Source organism: Domibacillus mangrovi, from assembly GCF_001906925.1.
GTDB classification, from domain to species: domain Bacteria; phylum Bacillota; class Bacilli; order Bacillales; family Domibacillaceae; genus Domibacillus; species Domibacillus mangrovi.
In genome coordinates this window covers 103,602-121,588 of the sequence record NZ_MRWQ01000006.1, presented here as the reverse complement: position 1 = coordinate 121,588, position 17,987 = coordinate 103,602, and the positions used below count along the sequence as shown (strand labels likewise).

The 17,987-nt window shown below is 40.9% G+C and carries 18 protein-coding genes; 8 read left to right on the top strand and 10 right to left on the bottom strand.

The annotated features are described in order from the left end of the window. Positions 1 to 66: 66 nt before the first annotated feature. Positions 67 to 1,023, bottom strand: a complete 957-nt coding sequence (trhO, locus tag BLL40_RS07890; RefSeq protein ID WP_073711375.1) for an oxygen-dependent tRNA uridine(34) hydroxylase TrhO — start codon at positions 1,021 to 1,023, stop codon at positions 67 to 69. 242 nt (positions 1,024 to 1,265) lie between these two features. Here trhO and BLL40_RS07885 point away from each other — a divergent pair, with 242 nt between their 5' ends. Together BLL40_RS07885 and BLL40_RS07880 are read left to right on the top strand one after the other, a co-directional pair. Continuing rightward, positions 1,266 to 2,435: an aminotransferase class I/II-fold pyridoxal phosphate-dependent enzyme gene (locus BLL40_RS07885; protein ID WP_073711374.1), complete on the top strand. Its 1,170-nt coding sequence runs from the start codon at positions 1,266 to 1,268 to the stop codon at positions 2,433 to 2,435. A 16-nt stretch (positions 2,436 to 2,451) separates the two neighbouring features. Then, positions 2,452 to 3,810 carry a TrkH family potassium uptake protein gene (locus BLL40_RS07880; protein ID WP_073711373.1) on the top strand — a complete coding sequence of 453 codons (1,359 nt, stop codon included), beginning with the start codon at positions 2,452 to 2,454 and terminating at the stop codon, positions 3,808 to 3,810. Between the two features lie 40 nt (positions 3,811 to 3,850). Here the strand turns inward: BLL40_RS07880 and BLL40_RS07875 are convergent, their stop codons facing one another. The 3 genes from BLL40_RS07875 to bioB form a co-directional block, all read right to left on the bottom strand. Then, positions 3,851 to 4,201, bottom strand: a complete 351-nt coding sequence (locus tag BLL40_RS07875; RefSeq protein WP_073711372.1) for a MaoC family dehydratase — start codon at positions 4,199 to 4,201, stop codon at positions 3,851 to 3,853. Continuing rightward, positions 4,194 to 4,592 (bottom strand): FAS1-like dehydratase domain-containing protein, encoded by a 399-nt coding sequence (locus BLL40_RS07870; protein WP_073711371.1) that lies wholly within the window; start codon positions 4,590 to 4,592, stop codon positions 4,194 to 4,196. The genes BLL40_RS07875 and BLL40_RS07870 overlap by 8 nt, the downstream gene beginning before the upstream one ends. A 74-nt stretch (positions 4,593 to 4,666) precedes the next feature. After that, entirely contained in the window at positions 4,667 to 5,665 is a 999-nt protein-coding gene (gene bioB / locus BLL40_RS07865) for a biotin synthase BioB (protein ID WP_073711370.1), read from the bottom strand. A 179-nt stretch (positions 5,666 to 5,844) separates the two neighbouring features. Between bioB and yidC the strand changes: the two genes are divergently transcribed. The 3 genes from yidC (at position 5,845) to BLL40_RS07850 (ending at position 8,602) form a co-directional block, all read left to right on the top strand. Next, a complete protein-coding gene (gene yidC / locus BLL40_RS07860; RefSeq protein WP_073711369.1) occupies positions 5,845 to 6,606 on the top strand; it encodes a membrane protein insertase YidC in 762 nt (253 codons plus the stop codon). A 177-nt stretch (positions 6,607 to 6,783) separates the two neighbouring features. Then, positions 6,784 to 7,476 (top strand): 5-bromo-4-chloroindolyl phosphate hydrolysis family protein, encoded by a 693-nt coding sequence (locus tag BLL40_RS07855; RefSeq protein ID WP_073711368.1) that lies wholly within the window; start codon positions 6,784 to 6,786, stop codon positions 7,474 to 7,476. Then, on the top strand, positions 7,421 to 8,602 hold the full coding sequence (locus BLL40_RS07850; RefSeq protein WP_073711367.1) for a toxic anion resistance protein: 1,182 nt from the start codon (positions 7,421 to 7,423) through the stop codon (positions 8,600 to 8,602). Before BLL40_RS07855 ends, BLL40_RS07850 begins: the two co-directional genes overlap by 56 nt. A gap of 45 nt (positions 8,603 to 8,647) precedes the next feature. Here BLL40_RS07850 and BLL40_RS07845 read toward each other — a convergent pair whose 3' ends face one another. Further along, positions 8,648 to 10,585 carry a vWA domain-containing protein gene (locus BLL40_RS07845; protein ID WP_245797917.1) on the bottom strand — a complete coding sequence of 646 codons (1,938 nt, stop codon included), beginning with the start codon at positions 10,583 to 10,585 and terminating at the stop codon, positions 8,648 to 8,650. Then, positions 10,533 to 11,441, bottom strand: a complete 909-nt coding sequence (locus tag BLL40_RS07840) for an ATP-binding protein (protein WP_073711365.1) — start codon at positions 11,439 to 11,441, stop codon at positions 10,533 to 10,535. Before BLL40_RS07840 ends, BLL40_RS07845 begins: the two co-directional genes overlap by 53 nt. Positions 11,442 to 11,632: 191 nt before the next feature. On the opposite strand from BLL40_RS07840, the gene BLL40_RS07835 reads away from it, so the two are divergent. The 3 genes from BLL40_RS07835 (at position 11,633) to BLL40_RS07825 (ending at position 15,084) form a co-directional block, all read left to right on the top strand. Then, the gene (locus BLL40_RS07835; RefSeq protein WP_073711364.1) at positions 11,633 to 11,917 is read left to right on the top strand and encodes a hypothetical protein; all 285 of its coding nucleotides are present in this window, start codon (positions 11,633 to 11,635) and stop codon (positions 11,915 to 11,917) included. 229 nt (positions 11,918 to 12,146) lie between these two features. Then, positions 12,147 to 12,650 (top strand): MerR family transcriptional regulator, encoded by a 504-nt coding sequence (locus BLL40_RS07830; RefSeq protein ID WP_073711363.1) that lies wholly within the window; start codon positions 12,147 to 12,149, stop codon positions 12,648 to 12,650. 808 nt (positions 12,651 to 13,458) lie between these two features. Further along, positions 13,459 to 15,084 carry a sodium:solute symporter family protein gene (locus BLL40_RS07825; RefSeq protein WP_073711362.1) on the top strand — a complete coding sequence of 542 codons (1,626 nt, stop codon included), beginning with the start codon at positions 13,459 to 13,461 and terminating at the stop codon, positions 15,082 to 15,084. A 191-nt stretch (positions 15,085 to 15,275) separates the two neighbouring features. Here BLL40_RS07825 and BLL40_RS07820 read toward each other — a convergent pair whose 3' ends face one another. The 4 genes from BLL40_RS07820 to BLL40_RS07805 form a co-directional block, all read right to left on the bottom strand. Further along, positions 15,276 to 15,557 (bottom strand): IDEAL domain-containing protein, encoded by a 282-nt coding sequence (locus BLL40_RS07820; protein ID WP_073711361.1) that lies wholly within the window; start codon positions 15,555 to 15,557, stop codon positions 15,276 to 15,278. Between the two features lie 161 nt (positions 15,558 to 15,718). After that, positions 15,719 to 16,135, bottom strand: a complete 417-nt coding sequence (locus BLL40_RS07815; protein WP_073711360.1) for a Rok-like winged helix domain-containing protein — start codon at positions 16,133 to 16,135, stop codon at positions 15,719 to 15,721. Positions 16,136 to 16,166: 31 nt separating this feature from the next. Continuing rightward, positions 16,167 to 16,373: a DUF6501 family protein gene (locus BLL40_RS07810; protein ID WP_073711359.1), complete on the bottom strand. Its 207-nt coding sequence runs from the start codon at positions 16,371 to 16,373 to the stop codon at positions 16,167 to 16,169. 2 nt (positions 16,374 to 16,375) lie between these two features. Then, positions 16,376 to 17,815 carry a bifunctional ADP-dependent NAD(P)H-hydrate dehydratase/NAD(P)H-hydrate epimerase gene (locus BLL40_RS07805; protein ID WP_073711358.1) on the bottom strand — a complete coding sequence of 480 codons (1,440 nt, stop codon included), beginning with the start codon at positions 17,813 to 17,815 and terminating at the stop codon, positions 16,376 to 16,378. Between the last annotated feature and the right edge of the window lie 172 nt (positions 17,816 to 17,987).

Sequence of the window (17,987 nt, the reverse complement as noted above, 5' to 3'; positions counted from 1 at the left end):
AACGTTTACTCATCTTGATCAATCTTTTTAAATTTGTTTTGTAAAACAACTACCTATTTGCTTGTTTTATGAAACAGGTATTTTTAATCTTTCCGCTGCCTCTTCATCTGTCAGCCCATGCTCAGCGATATAACGGTTTCGAGGATGTGTCCGGCATTCATGCGAACAGCTTCTCATATAAAGATGTTCATTTTCTTCTGAGCAAAGAATTTGCTTGTTGCACTCTGGATTCGCACAATTTACATAGCGTTCACAAGGTTCATTTGTAAAGTAATCTCTTCCAACAATCACATGCTCCACACGATTGATCGGCACACCTATTCGCTCATCAAATACGTAGCACTGTCCATCCCACAATTGTCCCTTCACTTCCGGATCTTTTCCGTATGTGACAATCCCGCCGTGAAGCTGTGCGACATCTTCAAACCCTTCTTTTAACAGCCATCCTGAAAATTTTTCGCAGCGAATGCCGCCTGTACAATACGTTAAGATTTTTTTATCCGCAAACTGTTCTTTATTTTGACGGATCCATTCGGGTAGATCACGGAATGTTTCAATATCAGGCTTAATGGCTCCTCTAAAATGACCTAATTCATACTCATAGTCATTTCTGGCATCGATAACGACTGTATCTTCCGACTGCATTTGTTCAAAAAAAGTTTTAGAATCAAGATACTTCCCTGTCGTTTGTCTCGGATTAATGTCATCCTCCAGCCGCAGGGTCACTAATTCTTTGCGGGGACGGACATGCATTTTTTTAAACGCATGTTCATCCGCTTCATCTATTTTAAACTCCATGTCTTCAAAGCGGTAATCGCTCTTCATTGCTTTTATATAGGCATCTGTCTGCTCAATTGTCCCAGAAACCGTTCCATTGATCCCTTCCTTTGCAACTAAAATACGCCCCTTTAAGCCGAGTTCCTTGCAAAAGACTAAATGCTCTTGTGCAAACTCTTCGGGGTTATCAATTGTGACATAGTTATAGTAGAGCAACACTCTGTATTCTTTCTTTTCCAAAACCATTTTCCCACCTTTATTTATTTCATTTGAAAGATCACAATCATCCGTGCTCTTTTTAATTAAGGATATGTGTTTATTTTATCATAACTTTATACGCCGTTAATACGATTTGTTTCGCTTTGCGATAGAAGTTCTTGAGAATTTTGTGTGCAGCCCTTTACCGATTTAGATTGAGCGGTTTTCCTGCTTAATATATGATAAAATAGTGCCTATGCATACATATTGACACATAAGGAGTGCTCCTTTTGATTATTGAACCTTCTATCAAAATGGCTGCGTTTCAGCCATCGATTTTCAGCGATTTGAAGAATTATACAGAAATAAAAAAGCGAGAAGGCGTTGATTTAATTGATCTCAGCTTGGGCAGCCCTGATTTGCCGCCCGATGAAAAAATTAGAAACATTCTTGCAAAAGAAAGTGCAACAATCTCTTCATACGGATACACCCTCAGTGGGACGAAACGCTTTCATGAATCCGTCGCTGATTATTATGACCGCCGATCCGGCGTCAAACTAAACCCAGAAACAGACATTGTACAGACAATGGGGTCTCAGGAGGGACTTGTGCATTTGCCGCTTGCCTTTTGTAATCCCGGTGATATCGTTCTAACGACAAACCCTGCCTATGTTGCCTATGAGGCGGGAATTACACTTGCAGGTGCGGTTCCTTATTATATGCCTTTGTTAGAAGAAAACGGGTTTTTACCTGATATTACAGCCGTTCCAGAAGACATTCTTAAAAAAGCAAAACTTGTAATTATAAATTTACCAGGTAATCCTGTTCCAGCCATGCCGAATCATGCTTTTTTTGAACAGATGATCGCGTTCGCCCGTCGATATCATATTGCTGTGCTGCATGATGCAGCATATTCGGAATTTTATTTTACGGGTACAAAACCATTTAGTTTTTTATCCATTCCAGGTGCAATGGACGTTGGAATAGAAATTAATTCCTTGTCCAAAAGCTTTAGCCTTGCTGGTGCGCGTATTGCCTATATTGTCGGCAATACAGACATGATTGCAGTATTAAAACAGTTAAAATCTAATCTTGATTATGGTGTATTCGCCCCTATTCAAGAAGCGGCCGCAACGGCACTTGATCATGCAGAAGAGATAACAAACCGTCTCCGTGCTGAGTTTACGATGCGCCGTGACGTACTTATCAATGGATTACATGATATCGGCTGGACCGTATCAAAACCTGACGGCGGCATGTTTTTATGGGCAAAAATTCCGAATGGCCACGATGACCGTGATTTTGTGTTTAAGGCTATCGACCGGTCAGGTGTTGTGATGATTCCAGGCAGCGCATTCGGAACAGGCGGTGTTGGATATGTCCGCATTGCGCTTGTTCAGCCAGTATCTGTTTTAGAGAAAGCTATATATCAATTAAAAGAAGTGATCAAACGAACATGATCTGTGGAGAAAAATTATGATAATAAAATGGAAATCAAAAAAAGAGCTCAAGCTTTCTCCGTTTCAATTGATTGTTCTTCTTTATTTAACGGGTGCTGTTTTTTCAAGTATATTGCTATTGCTGCCAGTTGCACATAAATCAGGTGTCGACATTACGTTTATCAATGCCGTTTTCGTTGCCGTCAGCGCACTGAGTGTTACTGGATTATCGCCGGTTAACGTAGCCGATACGTTCAGTACAACTGGTTATTTTTTCATCATGCTCATTTTGCAAGTCGGCGGCGTCGGTATTATGACTTTCAGCTCCATGTTATGGATTTTATTTGGTAAGCGAATCGGAATACGCGAGCGTCAACTCATTATGGCTGACCAAAACCGGATTGACTTAAACGGTCTTGTAAAATTAATGAGAGAGATCGTTTTGCTTATTTTAACCATTGAAGCAATCGGTGCGATCATTCTTGGCATTTACTTCACACAATATTATCCAACATTATCTGAATCCTTTTTACATGGACTATTTGCGTCAATCAGTGCCACAACAAATGGCGGGTTCGATATTACAGGAGCGTCACTCCTTCCATTTTCAAATGATTATTTCGTGCAATTTGTCAATGCCATTTTAATTATTCTTGGAGCAATCGGCTTCCCGGTACTAATTGAAGTGAAAGACTTTATCACATACCGTGGTTCGAAGAAATATCAATTTAGTTTATTTACAAAAATAACGGTAACAATGTACACGATTTTAGTCATCATAGGGACGGCAGGCATCTTTTTCTTTGAACGCCATCATTTTTTTCTCAATAAAATGTGGCATGAATCGCTCTCCTATGCTTCGTTTCAATCGATTGCGGCACGAAGCGGTGGATTAACCACGATGGATTTAACGGACTTTTCATCGCCAACACTCATTTTATTGTCCATTTTAATGTTTATCGGTGCCTCCCCTTCAAGTGTGGGCGGCGGGCTTCGAACGACGACAGTTGCGATTGCCGTACTTAGTGTGTTTACATTTGCACGGGGGAAAAATACGATTAAAATTTTCAATCGTGAAGTTCATCCAATCGATGTTCACCGTTCATTCGTTGTGGTACTCACTGGAACGTTTATATGGGGCCTATCCATTATGTTTATGTCTTACTTAGAACCTGATATTTCACTGCTACCGCTTCTTTATGAAGTGTCATCTGCTTTTGGTACGACCGGATCTTCTCTCGGCATTACCAGCCATTTAGACACACCTGCTAAAATCATTTTAATTGTGCTCATGTTCATCGGCCGTATCGGATTGTTCTCACTTCTTTTCCTTATCCGTGGAAAAGAAATAAAAGAATCCTATCACTATCCGAAAGAACGCATTTTAATTGGATAACAAAAAAGCCGTCGGGTGACGACGGCTTTTCCTCAGTAGTTTAACCTGCAATAAAAGTACCTTTCATTTTCACTTCGCCCGCTTCGTTTTCAACAGTCAGTTTGCCTTTTCCTAATTTCTCATCTATCCATTCCCCTCTAAAAACAAGGGGCTCATCTGGATAAGTCATCGCTAGAAAACGGGCGTCATATGAGGCTAATGAAGACACTCCCCATTCGTTTAAAGTACGACTTCCAAGGGCCATGATCAACATTCCATGAGCAATACACTCTGGTAAACCGGCTTTTTTAGCCGCTTCAGGATCGGTATGAATTGGATTAAAATCACCTGAAGCGACTGCATATTTTTTTATTTGTTCACGTGTAATTGTCATATGTATAGGGTTAAACATGTGTAACCCCTTTCTGCTCGATGACCGTCGATCGGGAAACGAGCACTGTTTCGCCGTCCCGGTTATATTCCGTTTCAAGCTTCGCAAATGTCATGCCCTTTTTCGTCGTTTTCCCGATTAAAAAAACGACCGCTTCAATGTTGTCACCTATGTAAATAGGTTTTCGGTATTCGTATTGCTGACTGCCATGCAGGACGCAGGATGGATCAAATGTAAGCAAATCCGTCAACTTTTCAAATGACATCCCCCCTTGAAAATCGATAACCGTCGCATATGTCGCCGGAATCTCACTATTGGAATCGTTTAGATAAATCGCTTCTTTAAAAGCCTGCACTTTCTCTTCTTCAATTCTATGTGTGTAACGATAAAGCTCGACCTTTTCTTTCGTCATCTTTCTCCCCCATTCTCTTTTCAGGATATTACCACAAAAATGCAGAAATGATCCTAGCAGAGGGATTATTTCTGTTATCTATTCACAGGTGCCTGTTCTTGTGCTGTTTCCACAACAAAGCCCATTTCTTCGATCATTTTATGGTCGGCCGTGGTTGCCTGTCCCTCTGTCGTCAAATAATTGCCAAGAAAAATAGAATTGGCCGCATATAGTCCGAGAGGCTGCAATGAACGCAAATTCACTTCACGCCCGCCAGAAATTCGAATTTCTTTAGATGGATTAATAAAACGGAATAAAGAGAGCACTTTTAAACAGTACGCAGGTGTTAACGGCTCTGCATTTTCAAGTATTGTGCCTGGAATCGCATGCAAAAAATTAACAGGAATTGAATCTGCATCGAGTTCGCGTAAACTTTTTGCCATCATCACGACGTCTTCCTTTGTTTCTCCCATGCCAATGATGACACCGGAACAAGGAGACATGCCACTATCTTTTACGCGTCCGACTGTTTCTGTCCTGTCATCGTATGTATGCGTCGTTGTAATTACTTCGTGGTAACTTTTAGACGTATTAATATTATGATTGTACCGGTCAACACCCGCTGCTTTCAACTGATCCGCCTGCTCCGATTTTAACAGTCCTAGACATGCACAAATGCGCATCGGGTATTTTCCTTTTATTTCTTCCACTGCACTAACAACCGTTTCGATTTCTTTTTTCGACGGTCCCCGTCCGCTTGCAACAATGCAATAGGTACCGGCACCGAGTGAATAAGCCTTTTCAGCGGCTTCGACAATCTGATCTTTTTCCATCATCCGATACTTTTCAATTGGCGCACTTGAACGGACCGATTGCGAACAATAGCCGCAGTCTTCTGGACAAAGCCCTGATTTCGTATTGATGATCATGTTTAATTTCACTTTGTTTCCATAGTAATGACGACGAATTTGATATGCTCCATCCAATAGAAGCAACAATTCTTCATCTGGGCAATTTAAAATGGACATCGCTTCCTCATTTGAACAATCCCCTCCCGTTAACACCTTTTCCGCTAAACTACTCCAATTCGACATCTTCTTCACTCCTTTTCTTCTACTGCCAGATTAGAGGAAAAGAATCTTCTTTGTCAACCTAAATATAAAAAAGTTTACAATAATCGTTTTGCTCGTTCATTGTTTTCATTGATAAAATAGAGTATACTTTTTTTGTCTAAAGCAACTTGCCTGTTTTCAGGCGCAGGAGGAAAATCATTTTGAAAAAACAATTATTATTCGCGCTTACTTTGTTATCTGCTATTGTACTATCTGGCTGTCAAAGTGCGCAGACGGAAGGTCACTTTTTTCATGACTATGTAGTCAGCCCATTCGTCAAACTCATTCACGCCCTCGGCGAAATGCTCGGCAGTTACGGTTTAGCTATTATTGTGATTACAATTATCGTTCGATTGATTTTAATGCCGCTCATGCTAAATTCAATGAAAAAGCAAGCAGTGATGCGTCAAAAAATGGAAGTCGTAAAACCAAAAATGACCGCCATTCAAGACCGCTTGAAAGCAGAAAAAAATCCGGAAGAACAACGTAAAATTCAAATGGAAATGATGGGGCTTTATAAAGAACACGGTATTAACCCGATGGCAATGGGCTGTTTGCCTATGCTTCTTCAAATGCCTATCTGGATGGGACTATATTACGGCATTACCATTTCACCAGATATTCAATCCCATGAATTTTTATGGTTCCGCCTTGGAAATCCGGATGTTGCGATGGCTATTATTGCTGGAATTATATATTACGTTCAATTTAGAGTTTCTATGCAGACAATGCCTGCTGAACAACAGCAACAAATGAAATTTATCGGCTTGCTATCGCCGGTCATGATTTTAGTTTTTTCTTTTTCTGCTCCCGCCGCATTGCCTATTTACTGGGCGGTAAGTGGCGTAATTTTAATCTTTCAATCATGGCTAGGACGCAAATATTACCAAACACATCCACCTGTTGAAAAAGCAACAAAGTAACAAAAAGACGCCTTGCATATGCAAGGCGTCTTTTTGTTGTATAAAAACCTATTTTTTTGTACAGTAAATGAAAGTACTTTTTCATAGAAAAAGTGAAACTATTTGTTCCAAATCACCGTATAGAATAGATAGAAACGCTCACACTAGAGCGAAATGAACATATGGAGTGGATGTACGATGCGGTATTCTTTTTATTGGTTCCGGCGTTCGCTTGCTTCTCTTATTGCTGCATTGCTCGCAGCAAGTCCGTTTAATGGATTTTTAGCATACGGCGCATTCGCCCTTTCGTTTGCTATTGTATTCGTGTTATACACAAATGTAAGCAATATGCGAATCCAGAAAAAATACGGATTAAACCGGAAAGAATATTATTATATACGGAACCAATTGCAAGAAGCAAAATTGAAGCTTTCTAGGCTGCAGCATTTATTTTTAAAAGTGCGCAGTTTAAGCTCACTCCGGCAAATGATTGAATTAAACAGCCTCGTCAAGCGCATTTATTCAGTCGTCAAAAAAGAGCCGAAACGCTTTTATGAAATTGAGTCATTCTTTTATTCTCATCTTGATTCAGTCGTCGAACTGGCAGAAAAATCGGCGCTTTTATCAAGCAAAAAAGTAAAAGGACAGGACTTAAAACAATCATTGATTGAAACGAAAGAAACATTAGGTGATTTATCCAAAACGCTTGAAGGAGATCTTAGACAAGTACTTGCGCGTGATATTGAACATTTAACCATTGAACTTGATGTAGCTCAAAGAAGAGTAAAAAAACAAGAAATCCCACTTGGACAAGATACGGAAGGAGCACCTGAAAATGAACAACGAATTTCAAACACAACTGGCACCCGCTATGGACGGAAAAAAAGATGATTTATTGGATGACTTACTGGCCGATCCGTTCGGTGATATGACTACACCACCAGAGGCAACTGCGACTCCGTCTGCTCAAACGAAACGGCTTGTCGATGTACTCCCCTCCGAACACCGGCAAAAAGCGGAACAGCTTGCGGCTCAAATTGACGCCGGCAACCAGCAAGCCGTCTTTTCATTCGGAACAGCCGCTCAAACGAAACTATCTGATTTCTCTCATCACATGCTCGATCACGTACAGCGGAAAGATATCGGCCCTATCGGCGATATTTTAAATGAACTCATGAAAAACTTAAAAAATGTTGATCCCGATGAACTGCGTGACGAAAAGAAAAATATTTTTTCACGTATGTTCGGCAAAGTATCTGATTCCGTACAAGAAGTGATGACACGCTATCAGAAAGTTGGTTCACAAATTGACCGGATTGGTGTGAAATTAGAACATTCAAAACGTGGCCTTGTTGAGGATATACGCATGCTTGAGCAATTATATGATAAAAATAAAGAATATTTTCAGGCACTTAATATATACATTGCTGCCGGCGAGTTAAAGCTCGAAGAAATTGAAACAAAAACGATACCTGAGCTTCGACAAAAAGCGGAGCGGAGCGGTGATCAAATGGATTTCCAGGATGTAAACGATATGATCCAATTTGCCGATCGTCTTGAAAAACGGCTCCATGATTTAAAATTAAGCCGCCAGATTACGATTCAAAGCGCACCGCAAATCCGTCTCATTCAAAATACAAACCAGGCGCTCGCAGAAAAAATTCAGTCCTCGATCTTGACTGCTGTACCACTCTGGAAAAACCAAATCGCTATTGCATTGACGCTCGTCCGCCAGCAAAAAGCAGTTGAAGCGCAAAAACAAGTGTCTAAAACGACAAATGAATTGCTTCTGAAAAACTCAGAAATGCTCAAAGTGAACTCCATTGAAACCGCGAAAGAAAATGAACGCGGATTTGTTGACATCGAAACATTGAAAAAAACGCAGGATAATTTAATTACAACGCTCGAAGAAACGATCCGCATCCAGCAGGATGGGCGGGCGAAACGAAAAGCAGCGGAAGAAGAATTGATTGTCATGGAAGACGATTTAAAACAGCGCCTGCTTCGGTTGAAATAATAGAAAAGCCGTTCCAGAATTTCCCCCGGAACGGCTTCTTTCATTCTAAATGCTTTCAAACAGTAATTTTTTCAAAATAGGTGTTAAGACAGCGGGTAGTTCTGACACATCGGGTGCTATAATCGATCCATTTCCATAAATCGTCTTCATCGTTTGCTGACGAGCTTCGTCTAACGCTTCGTTACCGATAAATATATTAAAAACGGTCATTCCTTTTTTTCGGGCATGTAAAACAGCTTCATGTGTGTCAAGCACACCATTTTTATCATAATCAGCAGCGGATGGCTCTCCATCGGAAAAGACGATTAAAAACTTTCGCTGTTCACTGCGGCGCTCCATTTTTTCAATCGCGATCCGCAGTGCAAAGCCATCCCGGTTGTCTTCTTCCGGCCTGAGTTGACATATTTGTGGACCTGATTCTGATTGATAGGAACGTTCAAATGAAACTGCTGTTAAAAAGTGATTTGGTTTCACAGCTGCAGACAATGTTGCTGTGTCTTCCCAAAAACCCGTGATTTCATGTGGAACACGCAGTGCTTTTAATGTCTCATGAAAGAGTACCGTACTTTTTTTCACTTCGTTCATTTTGTCATACATAGAAGCAGAACTGTCAATCAACAAGAAAAAAGCCGCGTCAATCTCACGTGACGGCTCCTGTTTTTTATAAAAAAGCCGTGGGTTATCGTCTGTATAAAAGCGAATTAAATGGCGGCCAAGACGTCCTGTCAATAAATTTGTACGTGGACTTGTTTTTTTCTTTTCAATTGATTTTTCAATCATCCGTTTTAACTTACGAACGACCGAAGCTGTCTCTTCTTTTAACAATCGGTACTGTTCGCGCTCTTCATAGGAAGGGGTGCGGGGAGATTCGAATAGCGCCTTCGCTCCTTTATTCTCTTTTCCGTATCGGTTATCGTCAGACTGTTCTGCAGCGGCGCGGCGTTCCACCAGCAATCGATTGTACTGTTCACGTGATGCTCTTTTAGACTGTCCTTGCACAGATGCAAGCGCTGCGTCCCCTTCGTCGCCTTCACGCGCCGTATTCCCCATCATCGGTGTTTTCGTGCCCTGTTCTAGCTCAAACTGCATAAACGTGCCGCGCGTCTCTTCCGATTCACGGTGCCACGTTGAAAATAGCTCATCAAACTGCTCATTTTCTTTTTCCTCTTGCTCATCGTCATTCGCAAGCGGGTCACGCCGTCTACCTGGATCAACAGCGGCGGCCGACTCTTCTTGTTGACATTCCGGCAAGTGACTATATTCATTTACCATATCACGTACATCTAGATCATTTATTACGTCTGAAATGTTAGTGACATGACGAATAACATCGGCAGTTGACTGGACATCAAACAATGAGCGGGCTGTTCGGTCGATAAACGGAATCGCATCATCCATGATCGGGCTGATCTGGGGCCACTCAAAGGGGGAATCGGCTTGCCAAAGCAAATAGAGCGCATTATATACCGCGTCTGCATAAAAGCCTTTGGCTATATTAACAGTCATTTGCCCTTCATGATAGCGCCTCATGACGCTCTTGCGTGTCTCAAACGCTCTTTTTGTTCCAGGTCTTGTTTGAACGCAGAGCGGTTCTATCCGTACATCTTCTGCGAGCGCGAGCAGCTGACGGGCAAAAAATGATTGTTTTTTTTCTATAAAACATTGTATGTCTTCTGCATTGGTAAACGACTTCGTACCGAGCGCACGTAAATAGACATCTGACTTCATACCATCTATCTCTTCCTGTTTGGAGCGATGCTGCCAAAAATGGCTCACGTACAAAATGGCCGGCTCATATTGTAAATATGCGAGCGGACCGAACTCCACTTTCATATTTGTATCATTTGCTACAGCTGCAGCAAGATCCGACAGTTCCATCCAGAAGGCCGAATTGACCGTTTCATCGTTAAATTGAATAAACCGCTCCATGTTAGAACCACGTTTCCGCTGCATTTCTAACAGCTGCCTGTTCTCGCTCATCATCAAGCTTCCCCGCAATCGCGCTTTCGATGGCACGCATTGGCGGAATATACAGCGCAAGATCACATGCATCTACTAGCGCGCGGATAGAAGACGCTTCTTCCGGCAGACGTCCGCTTTCAACAAGCGTTGTTAAATCAGCAGACAGTGATACAAATTGCCGGATCAAGCGCTCATCCTGCAAAATAGATTCCTGCTTTAATACGCTGAATAATACATCACCCGAAATATACGGGATCTCAAACGTCACAAATCGATTTTTAAGTGCTTCATTGAGAGGCGCCGTTCCAGCATAGCCTTCATTGACAGCTGCAATCACACTAAATGTCGGTCTAGCTTTAACGACCTCTCCTGTAAACGGATTCGTCATTTGGCGGCGATAATCAAGAACGCCATTTAAAATCGGCAATGTTTCCGGTTTTGCCATATTAATTTCATCTATGTATAATAAATGTCCTTTTTTCATCGCTTGAATAACCGGGCCTTCCACAAAATCAATACGGCTTTTCCCATCAATTTCTATAATCGTTTTAAAGCCGAGCATCGCTTCTGCATCAAGATCAATAGAACAGTTAATACTATGAACTGGCTGGCCAAAATGAGCAGCCAGTGATTCTGACAGTTTTGTCTTACCAGATCCAGTTGGCCCTTTTAATAAAATATTTTTACCGAGTGCCAATGTAATGATCGTGTCAGTTAACAAATGTTCATCCTGCGCTACATATTGATTCGTCGTATTGTCTGTAAGATCTTGCTGAAATTGCTGCTTTCGTTCTTTTATGATTTGTTCAATTTTTTCTGGTAATGTTGAAATATACACAATATTCGTCCTTTCCGATTGTCGTTGCACGAGTATCATCATACACTTGATGCAGCGATAAAAGCAAAAAAGCTGGCTTTTAAAAGCTCCTTTTCTTCTACACGATCGTTTCCATTTTCTCGAGGCATAGCACCCTCGGAGTTCTTTAAGCGTACGCGGATAACTTTCAAAAAACAGATGATACTACAGTAAAAATCATTCAAATTGAAAAACGATAAGGTGGGATGACCATGGATTTTCCTGCAATACATACAAATTTTTGGGACGCTGTTATTGCCATTCCCGTGATAATGATACTAACACAGTTAATAAAAGTCCTTTTTAAAATTCCCAAACCATACGTTCCGACTATAGCGCTCGCCATAGGTATTGTACTATCTGTTTTTGTAAGCCACAGGGGGCATCTCTTTGCCGGGCTTTTTATGGGTTGGTTTTACGGTTATGCGGCAGTTGGATCTTATGCTTCTTTAAAAACAGTGATCTTGTCCTACTTAAAAAAGGTGAGACATGAATAACATCAGCCTTAGCCAGCTTTACATTAATTAGAAAGCTTCCCAATACCCCTTTTTATATCCGCTTGAAAAATTTGCATAAATACGATAAAATTATAGAGACAAGATCGTTTACAAAAAGGACTTGAGCAGGTGTTTTTCACGCTTGAGTCCTTTTTCCTTTATATTTATCCGATCGTTTAATGACCGTAATTAGACTGTTAATAATCTACGTTTTCGGGGTGTTCCTGCTATGGATGAAGAATTGGTAAAATCCTATATGACTAGTGAAGTGGCTGTGATATTAGGTGTATCCCAGAGTACTGTGCGAAATTACAGTATCGCACTTGAGAGACATGGATACGTCATCGCCAAGTCAAAGAGATCTCGTCTATTTGTTGAGCAAGACATTGCCGCTATGATGCGTATGAAAGAATTAAGAGCCTCATCAAAATTGCCACTTAACGATATAGCTGAAATGATGGGCGCTACACCTATGGCACCGGCATCTCCAATTGAAATATCTGATGTTGGGGTACAAAACAATGTCACATCGAATGAACTACTGGCTACTATCATGGACGCATTTACCGCTATGAAAAAAGAAAACGCAGCATTAAAACAAGAGGTTAAGCGTAACACGGATCATATTAATGTAATCATACACGAGGTCCGAAGAACAAACAGCATGTTGATTAAGGCTCTATCTGAACAACCAGAACAAAAGAAGAAACCGCTGTTTTGGAAATGGAAGTGACTTGTTCAAGATGTTTAAGTTACTTTTCCTTTCAATTCTTTTTCAACATCGTTAGGTATATAATCAGATACACTACCACTACGAGATTGTTTCAACCTCCCTATATAATAATAATCGTTATTCAACGAATGTTATGTTTTAAGCACATACTTACTCAACAAACGTACCTATTTAAGCTGCCGACAACGTCGGCAGCTATTTTCAATTTTAAAATCACCTTCCATATCTTGATGAGTTCAGACGTTAAAAATCTAATTAATATGTATTTCAAAATCAAGTATTCTTTTTCTTCATTCACTTTCTTAAAAAATAAAGTGAAACTTCATTCCATGGGGGGTTTTCTTCCTCCCCCACTGAATAAAAAAGAACTCAGGTAAAGAGCACCGCATCCTGCAGCAATACCTGAGTGACCGGCTTCAGCCGGCCCGAACCAATCGGGCTTTTACGGACAGTTGATCCCCCGCTTATCCTTCTTTTCTTTTCAAAGTCTTGAAGCGGGGGTCTTACTGCCCGTTAATGCGGGATAAAATGTATCTACATACAGTTAAAAGTTATATAGACTATTTCCTAGTTGACTTATATGAATTATTTAATTAGTATATATAAATGAAAACTTTATCAAAAAGATGAAGGGACTAGCTCGATGACATTCTTACCAATTTGTTTCACACGAAAAGTATTCTTTGAAAGAAGAGAAGAGGGATCGCATAATTAAGTCTCTTCCTCTTCTTACTAGGGCCATTTTCAATTTACTACTTTAAAGGAACAAATTAAATGTCCCTGTGCTTTACAGAAAGGAAGGATATAATTGACAAGTGTTGGGTATTGGTTTGTAGCGTTTGCATTAATTTATACGTTATTGTTGATTGGGATTGGACAGTTTACGGTTCGTAAAGCGAGTGGAGGAAGCGGTTACTTTGTAGGCGGGAGGAATTTTAACGCCTTTTTCGTCGCTGTATGTATTACTGGATTATTTTCCGGCTCTTCTTTCATCGCTATCATTGAATTATCTTACTTAACAGGTGTTTCAGCCGTTTGGTATGGTGTCGCTGAAACAGTGCAAGTTCTTTTAATTGCCGTACTGTTTATCGGACCGTTCCGGAAAAAGTTAGTGATTACAATTTCCGGCTTAATCGGTGACCGCTTTGGGAAAAGAGCCCAGGCACTTGGCGGAGCGATCACGGCGTTTGCTTTTCCTATGTGGTCAGTTGCCACTGCATTGGCCTTTGCTTCGGCGCTGCACGTATTTACAGGTGTTTCTTTAATTACCGCTGTGATTATCACAGCCCTCTTGCTATTTGCTTACTTGCAGTTTGGCGGCATGTGGGCGATCGGCTATACACAAATGTTTAATACAATTATGTTTTACGTCATGCTCGCTGTAGGATTTATTGCCGTTTTTATTAATCCTGGAATGGATGGCCTAAAGCAGTTTGCCGAAGTCAGACCTGAAATGTTTTCTTATTCCAGCGTGGGCATCCAAACAATTGTCGCCTGGTTTGGCACATTTCTCGTTAACATTGTATTAGCACAAGCCGCATTTCAAATGGCCTTGTCATGTAAAACGGTAGAGGAAGGAAAGAAAGGGCTTTTATGGGGAGCATTTCTTGGTATTCCGTTAATTGTCGGAGCCGTCTTTTTTGGCCTTTCAGCAGCCGTTGTTGTGCCTGATGAAAAAGTCGGATTGATTGCCATCCCTCATTATTTATTAGAAGTCTTACCCGCACCGCTCGTGGCACTATTTTTCCTTGGTTTTTGGGCATGTGCCTTAAGCTGGGGAGCACCGTGCCAGTTTTCAGGAGCTACCAGTTTAGGTAAAGATGTTGGGTCGGCCCTTTTTCCAGGACGTGGAGAACAGACATACATTCGCTACACAAAATGGGCGCTGGCGATTTTAACGATCGAAATGATCATCTTAGCTACACTCCGATCCGAGCAATCCGCTTGGTGGAATGTACTTGCCTGGGTAACAAGAAACTCTGCAACATTTGCTCCTGTCGTCGCAGCTCTTTTTTGGCCGTTAGCGACTTCACGTGCTGTCATTTCATCAATGGTTGTCGGGACGACAACTGGTTTACTTTGGTATCATCTTGGCGGCTGGGAAACTTCCCAATTTTTCCTGCATACACATCCAGTTTGGCCGGGAATGATTGCAAACATGTTCACGTTAGTCATTGTAACACTAGCTGAACAAGCGACTGTCTTGAAGGTAAAAGCATCCCGGTCTCAAACCCGTACTGGTTTGTATTTAATCATTCTTGCAGTAGTCACAACCGTCTTAACGACTTTAAACTATACCCCTCTTTACGAGAAAGGCCTCCTGGGTCTCGCTTTATTTATTATCACCCTCTCCTTATTTTTCTGCACGATGTTATTCGTGAAAAAAGGAGATAAAAAAACAAAGGATACCCTATTAAAAGCTTCTTCGTATTAACCACTGTCGAAAGATAGTACGCATGTTTAATAACGGAGCTATGCTAACAATCGTTACGTTAACTAACAAAAAGAAGGCACTAAAAAAAGGGCGTGATTTTTCGAAATCACAGCCCTTTTTAGGTTCTGTTTTATTTTCATTTCAAAAATAGAGTCTAAATGAACCCTTATAGGACTGATTTTTTTTCACTTTCATTCCGCACACTCCTTCGCTTTTCCAATTTGCGTGGTGAGTTCTTGGAACCATTCTCGATCCCTCAGTTCGAGTGCCATATCCATTAATTCCATTAATTCATCTGGTTTGAGTTGCGCGTCCAATTTCTCAAGGTTTTGTGTACTCGAATTCGAGGTAACAAAGTGTCCATTTCGTACATAAGTGACTACGGATGCATGATGCGTTGATGCTACGATAAAACCCCGTGTTTGATTATTTTTATTAAAAACCCAATCTCCTGTATTATAGATGACAATCACCCCTTTCTAAGGGTATTATGCCTGATCTAACCATTTTAATTCGCCAATTCCATTTCATGAATTCAATGTATAATAAAGTTTCGTCGTCAAACGATAAAAACAGCCCTTTCTCCTAATGAAAAGGGCTGTAAACATGTTTATAAAATTTAAATAAAAATAGTTCATATATCGTATTCGTACATATATAGTCCTCGACCAAGCTTTCGGACACGTTCATTTTCACGTTCAAGACCATTCATAAACGTCGTCATATTCGCAATTTTTTTACCTGTCCGTTCTTCCACAAAACGCTGTAATTCAATGCCTCGAATGGGTGTATTTTGCTCTTTCAGTACGACGACTGCAGTTTCACGAAGTTTAGTTAAACTTTCACTTCGGCGACCGCGGCGGGCTCTTGGCGGCATCCCGAGTTTTGTAATCGCGGTGACTGAACGATCATCTGACTCATCCACACTGTCAAGTTCCTGTAAACGAGAAAAAATAACTGCCCTCTCTTTTTTAAACTCCTGCATCACCCGAACTTCCGCATCTGCCAACTGATCAAGTCTAATTTTTAACGCAATTCGTTCATCAAACACTTTGTTCCCTCCCACAAATCGATCCGTTCAATTAGTTTATATCTTGAAAATAATCTTTATAAAATCCGGATATACGGCCTTTGTTATCAACAACAAAATAAAATTCATCTGTTTCATTTTTCACATCGTACACATTACCTTCTGTCAATACATGTTCAACCATGTACTTTTCTGCTTTTGTATGCACACACGTTACCTGTTTAATCGTTTCTTTTTCATTCCATTTTGTATGTATCATTTTCATGTCTCCTTTAAAATTTCATTTGCGGCTTCGGCAATTATTTGCGAAATATAAGATGGACGCATTGTCTGTGCCGGATACGCTTCCTTCCACTTATCTGCACAATAACCATGAAGATAGACTGCATCGGCCACTGCTTCTTTTATATTTTTGTTTCGGAGCACCAATGCGAGAATAAGGCCTGTCAGCACATCTCCACTGCCGCCTTTTGACAAACCATCGTTGCCGGTCACATTCACATACCCGCTGCCATCAGCAAAAGCCGTCACGGTGTACTCCCCTTTTAATACAACCGTGACATTGTTTTCAACAGCATAAGCAGAAGCTGCCTCTAGGCGCGTACGCTGAACATAAACAATCTCTTTGCCGGTCATCCGGGAAAACTCTCCGGGATGCGGTGTAACGATGATCGGACATTTTTTCTTTGCATATGAGCGTGGATACAACGCACCTGCATCAAGAATCACAGGCTTACTTTGTGCTAAAAGTTCCTCGATTAATGTTTCCATTTTATCATTAGACGGTCGGCCACATCCTGCTGCAATGGCATCAAATGAATGGTCCAATTCGATGTGCGGGTTAATTTGATACATCGCTTCTGGTACATGGGACGCAATAATCGGGACAGCTTCTTTTTCTGTCTGTACGGTCAATTTTCCAGCACCGCATGAAACGGCGCCAGATGCAGCGAGTGCTGCACTGCCCGGCATATCTTTCGTACCCGCAATTAATAATCCGTGGCCAAATGTTCCTTTATGGGTATTCCGGCCGCTATATGTGAGTGATTTAGCTACATCCAGTGCACTTCTCACTTTCCAGTTCGATGTATGTGGCAATCCGATCTCGACCACTTTTGTCTCACCATACAAAGAGGCCGCTGGAAACAAAAAACGAGATGGCTTATATCCGTGCAGCGAGTACGTCCGATCTGCTTTAAATGCATGCTTGTCACAATCGCCATCATCTGATGCTGCACCCGTTGGTAAATCAATCGCCACTTTCATCGCTACCTGTCTATTCATCCAGTCCATCACATGTTGAATATTTTCCCGTAGCGGGAGCTTAACCCCAATACCGAGCAAACTGTCAACAAGAATTGAACCTGATTGATCCGGTAAATTTGTCGATACTGAAAAACCAAGTGAAGAATAATAGTCAAAGTGAGCTTTTGATGCTGCGGATACCGGAAGTCCCAACGGAAAGAAAAGGGTACATCGCACACCTGCTATTTGAAGATAACGGGCAAGCACAATGCCATCTCCTCCGTTATTCCCTTTGCCTGCTATAATGGTGAAATGATGTTTATGTATATCCAAATCCTGTTTTATAGCGTTGAAAAGGCCAACCCCTGAAAGCTCCATCAACGTAAAAGCCGTCATCCCCTGTTCTTCTGCCCATTTGTCAGCCTCTTTTATCTGACTACTCTTATAAATATACAACAAATAGCCCCCCTTTTTCATGATTTTATTACAATTTTTTTAAAAAAGATAATATAAATTGGGAATATTCTATCGTTTTTATTAGATTCTTGTTTATCGTTTGCATTTAGATTGATTGCTAGTATAATATTCAGCAAATAAAGATATATATCTTTATTTTAACACCACTCAG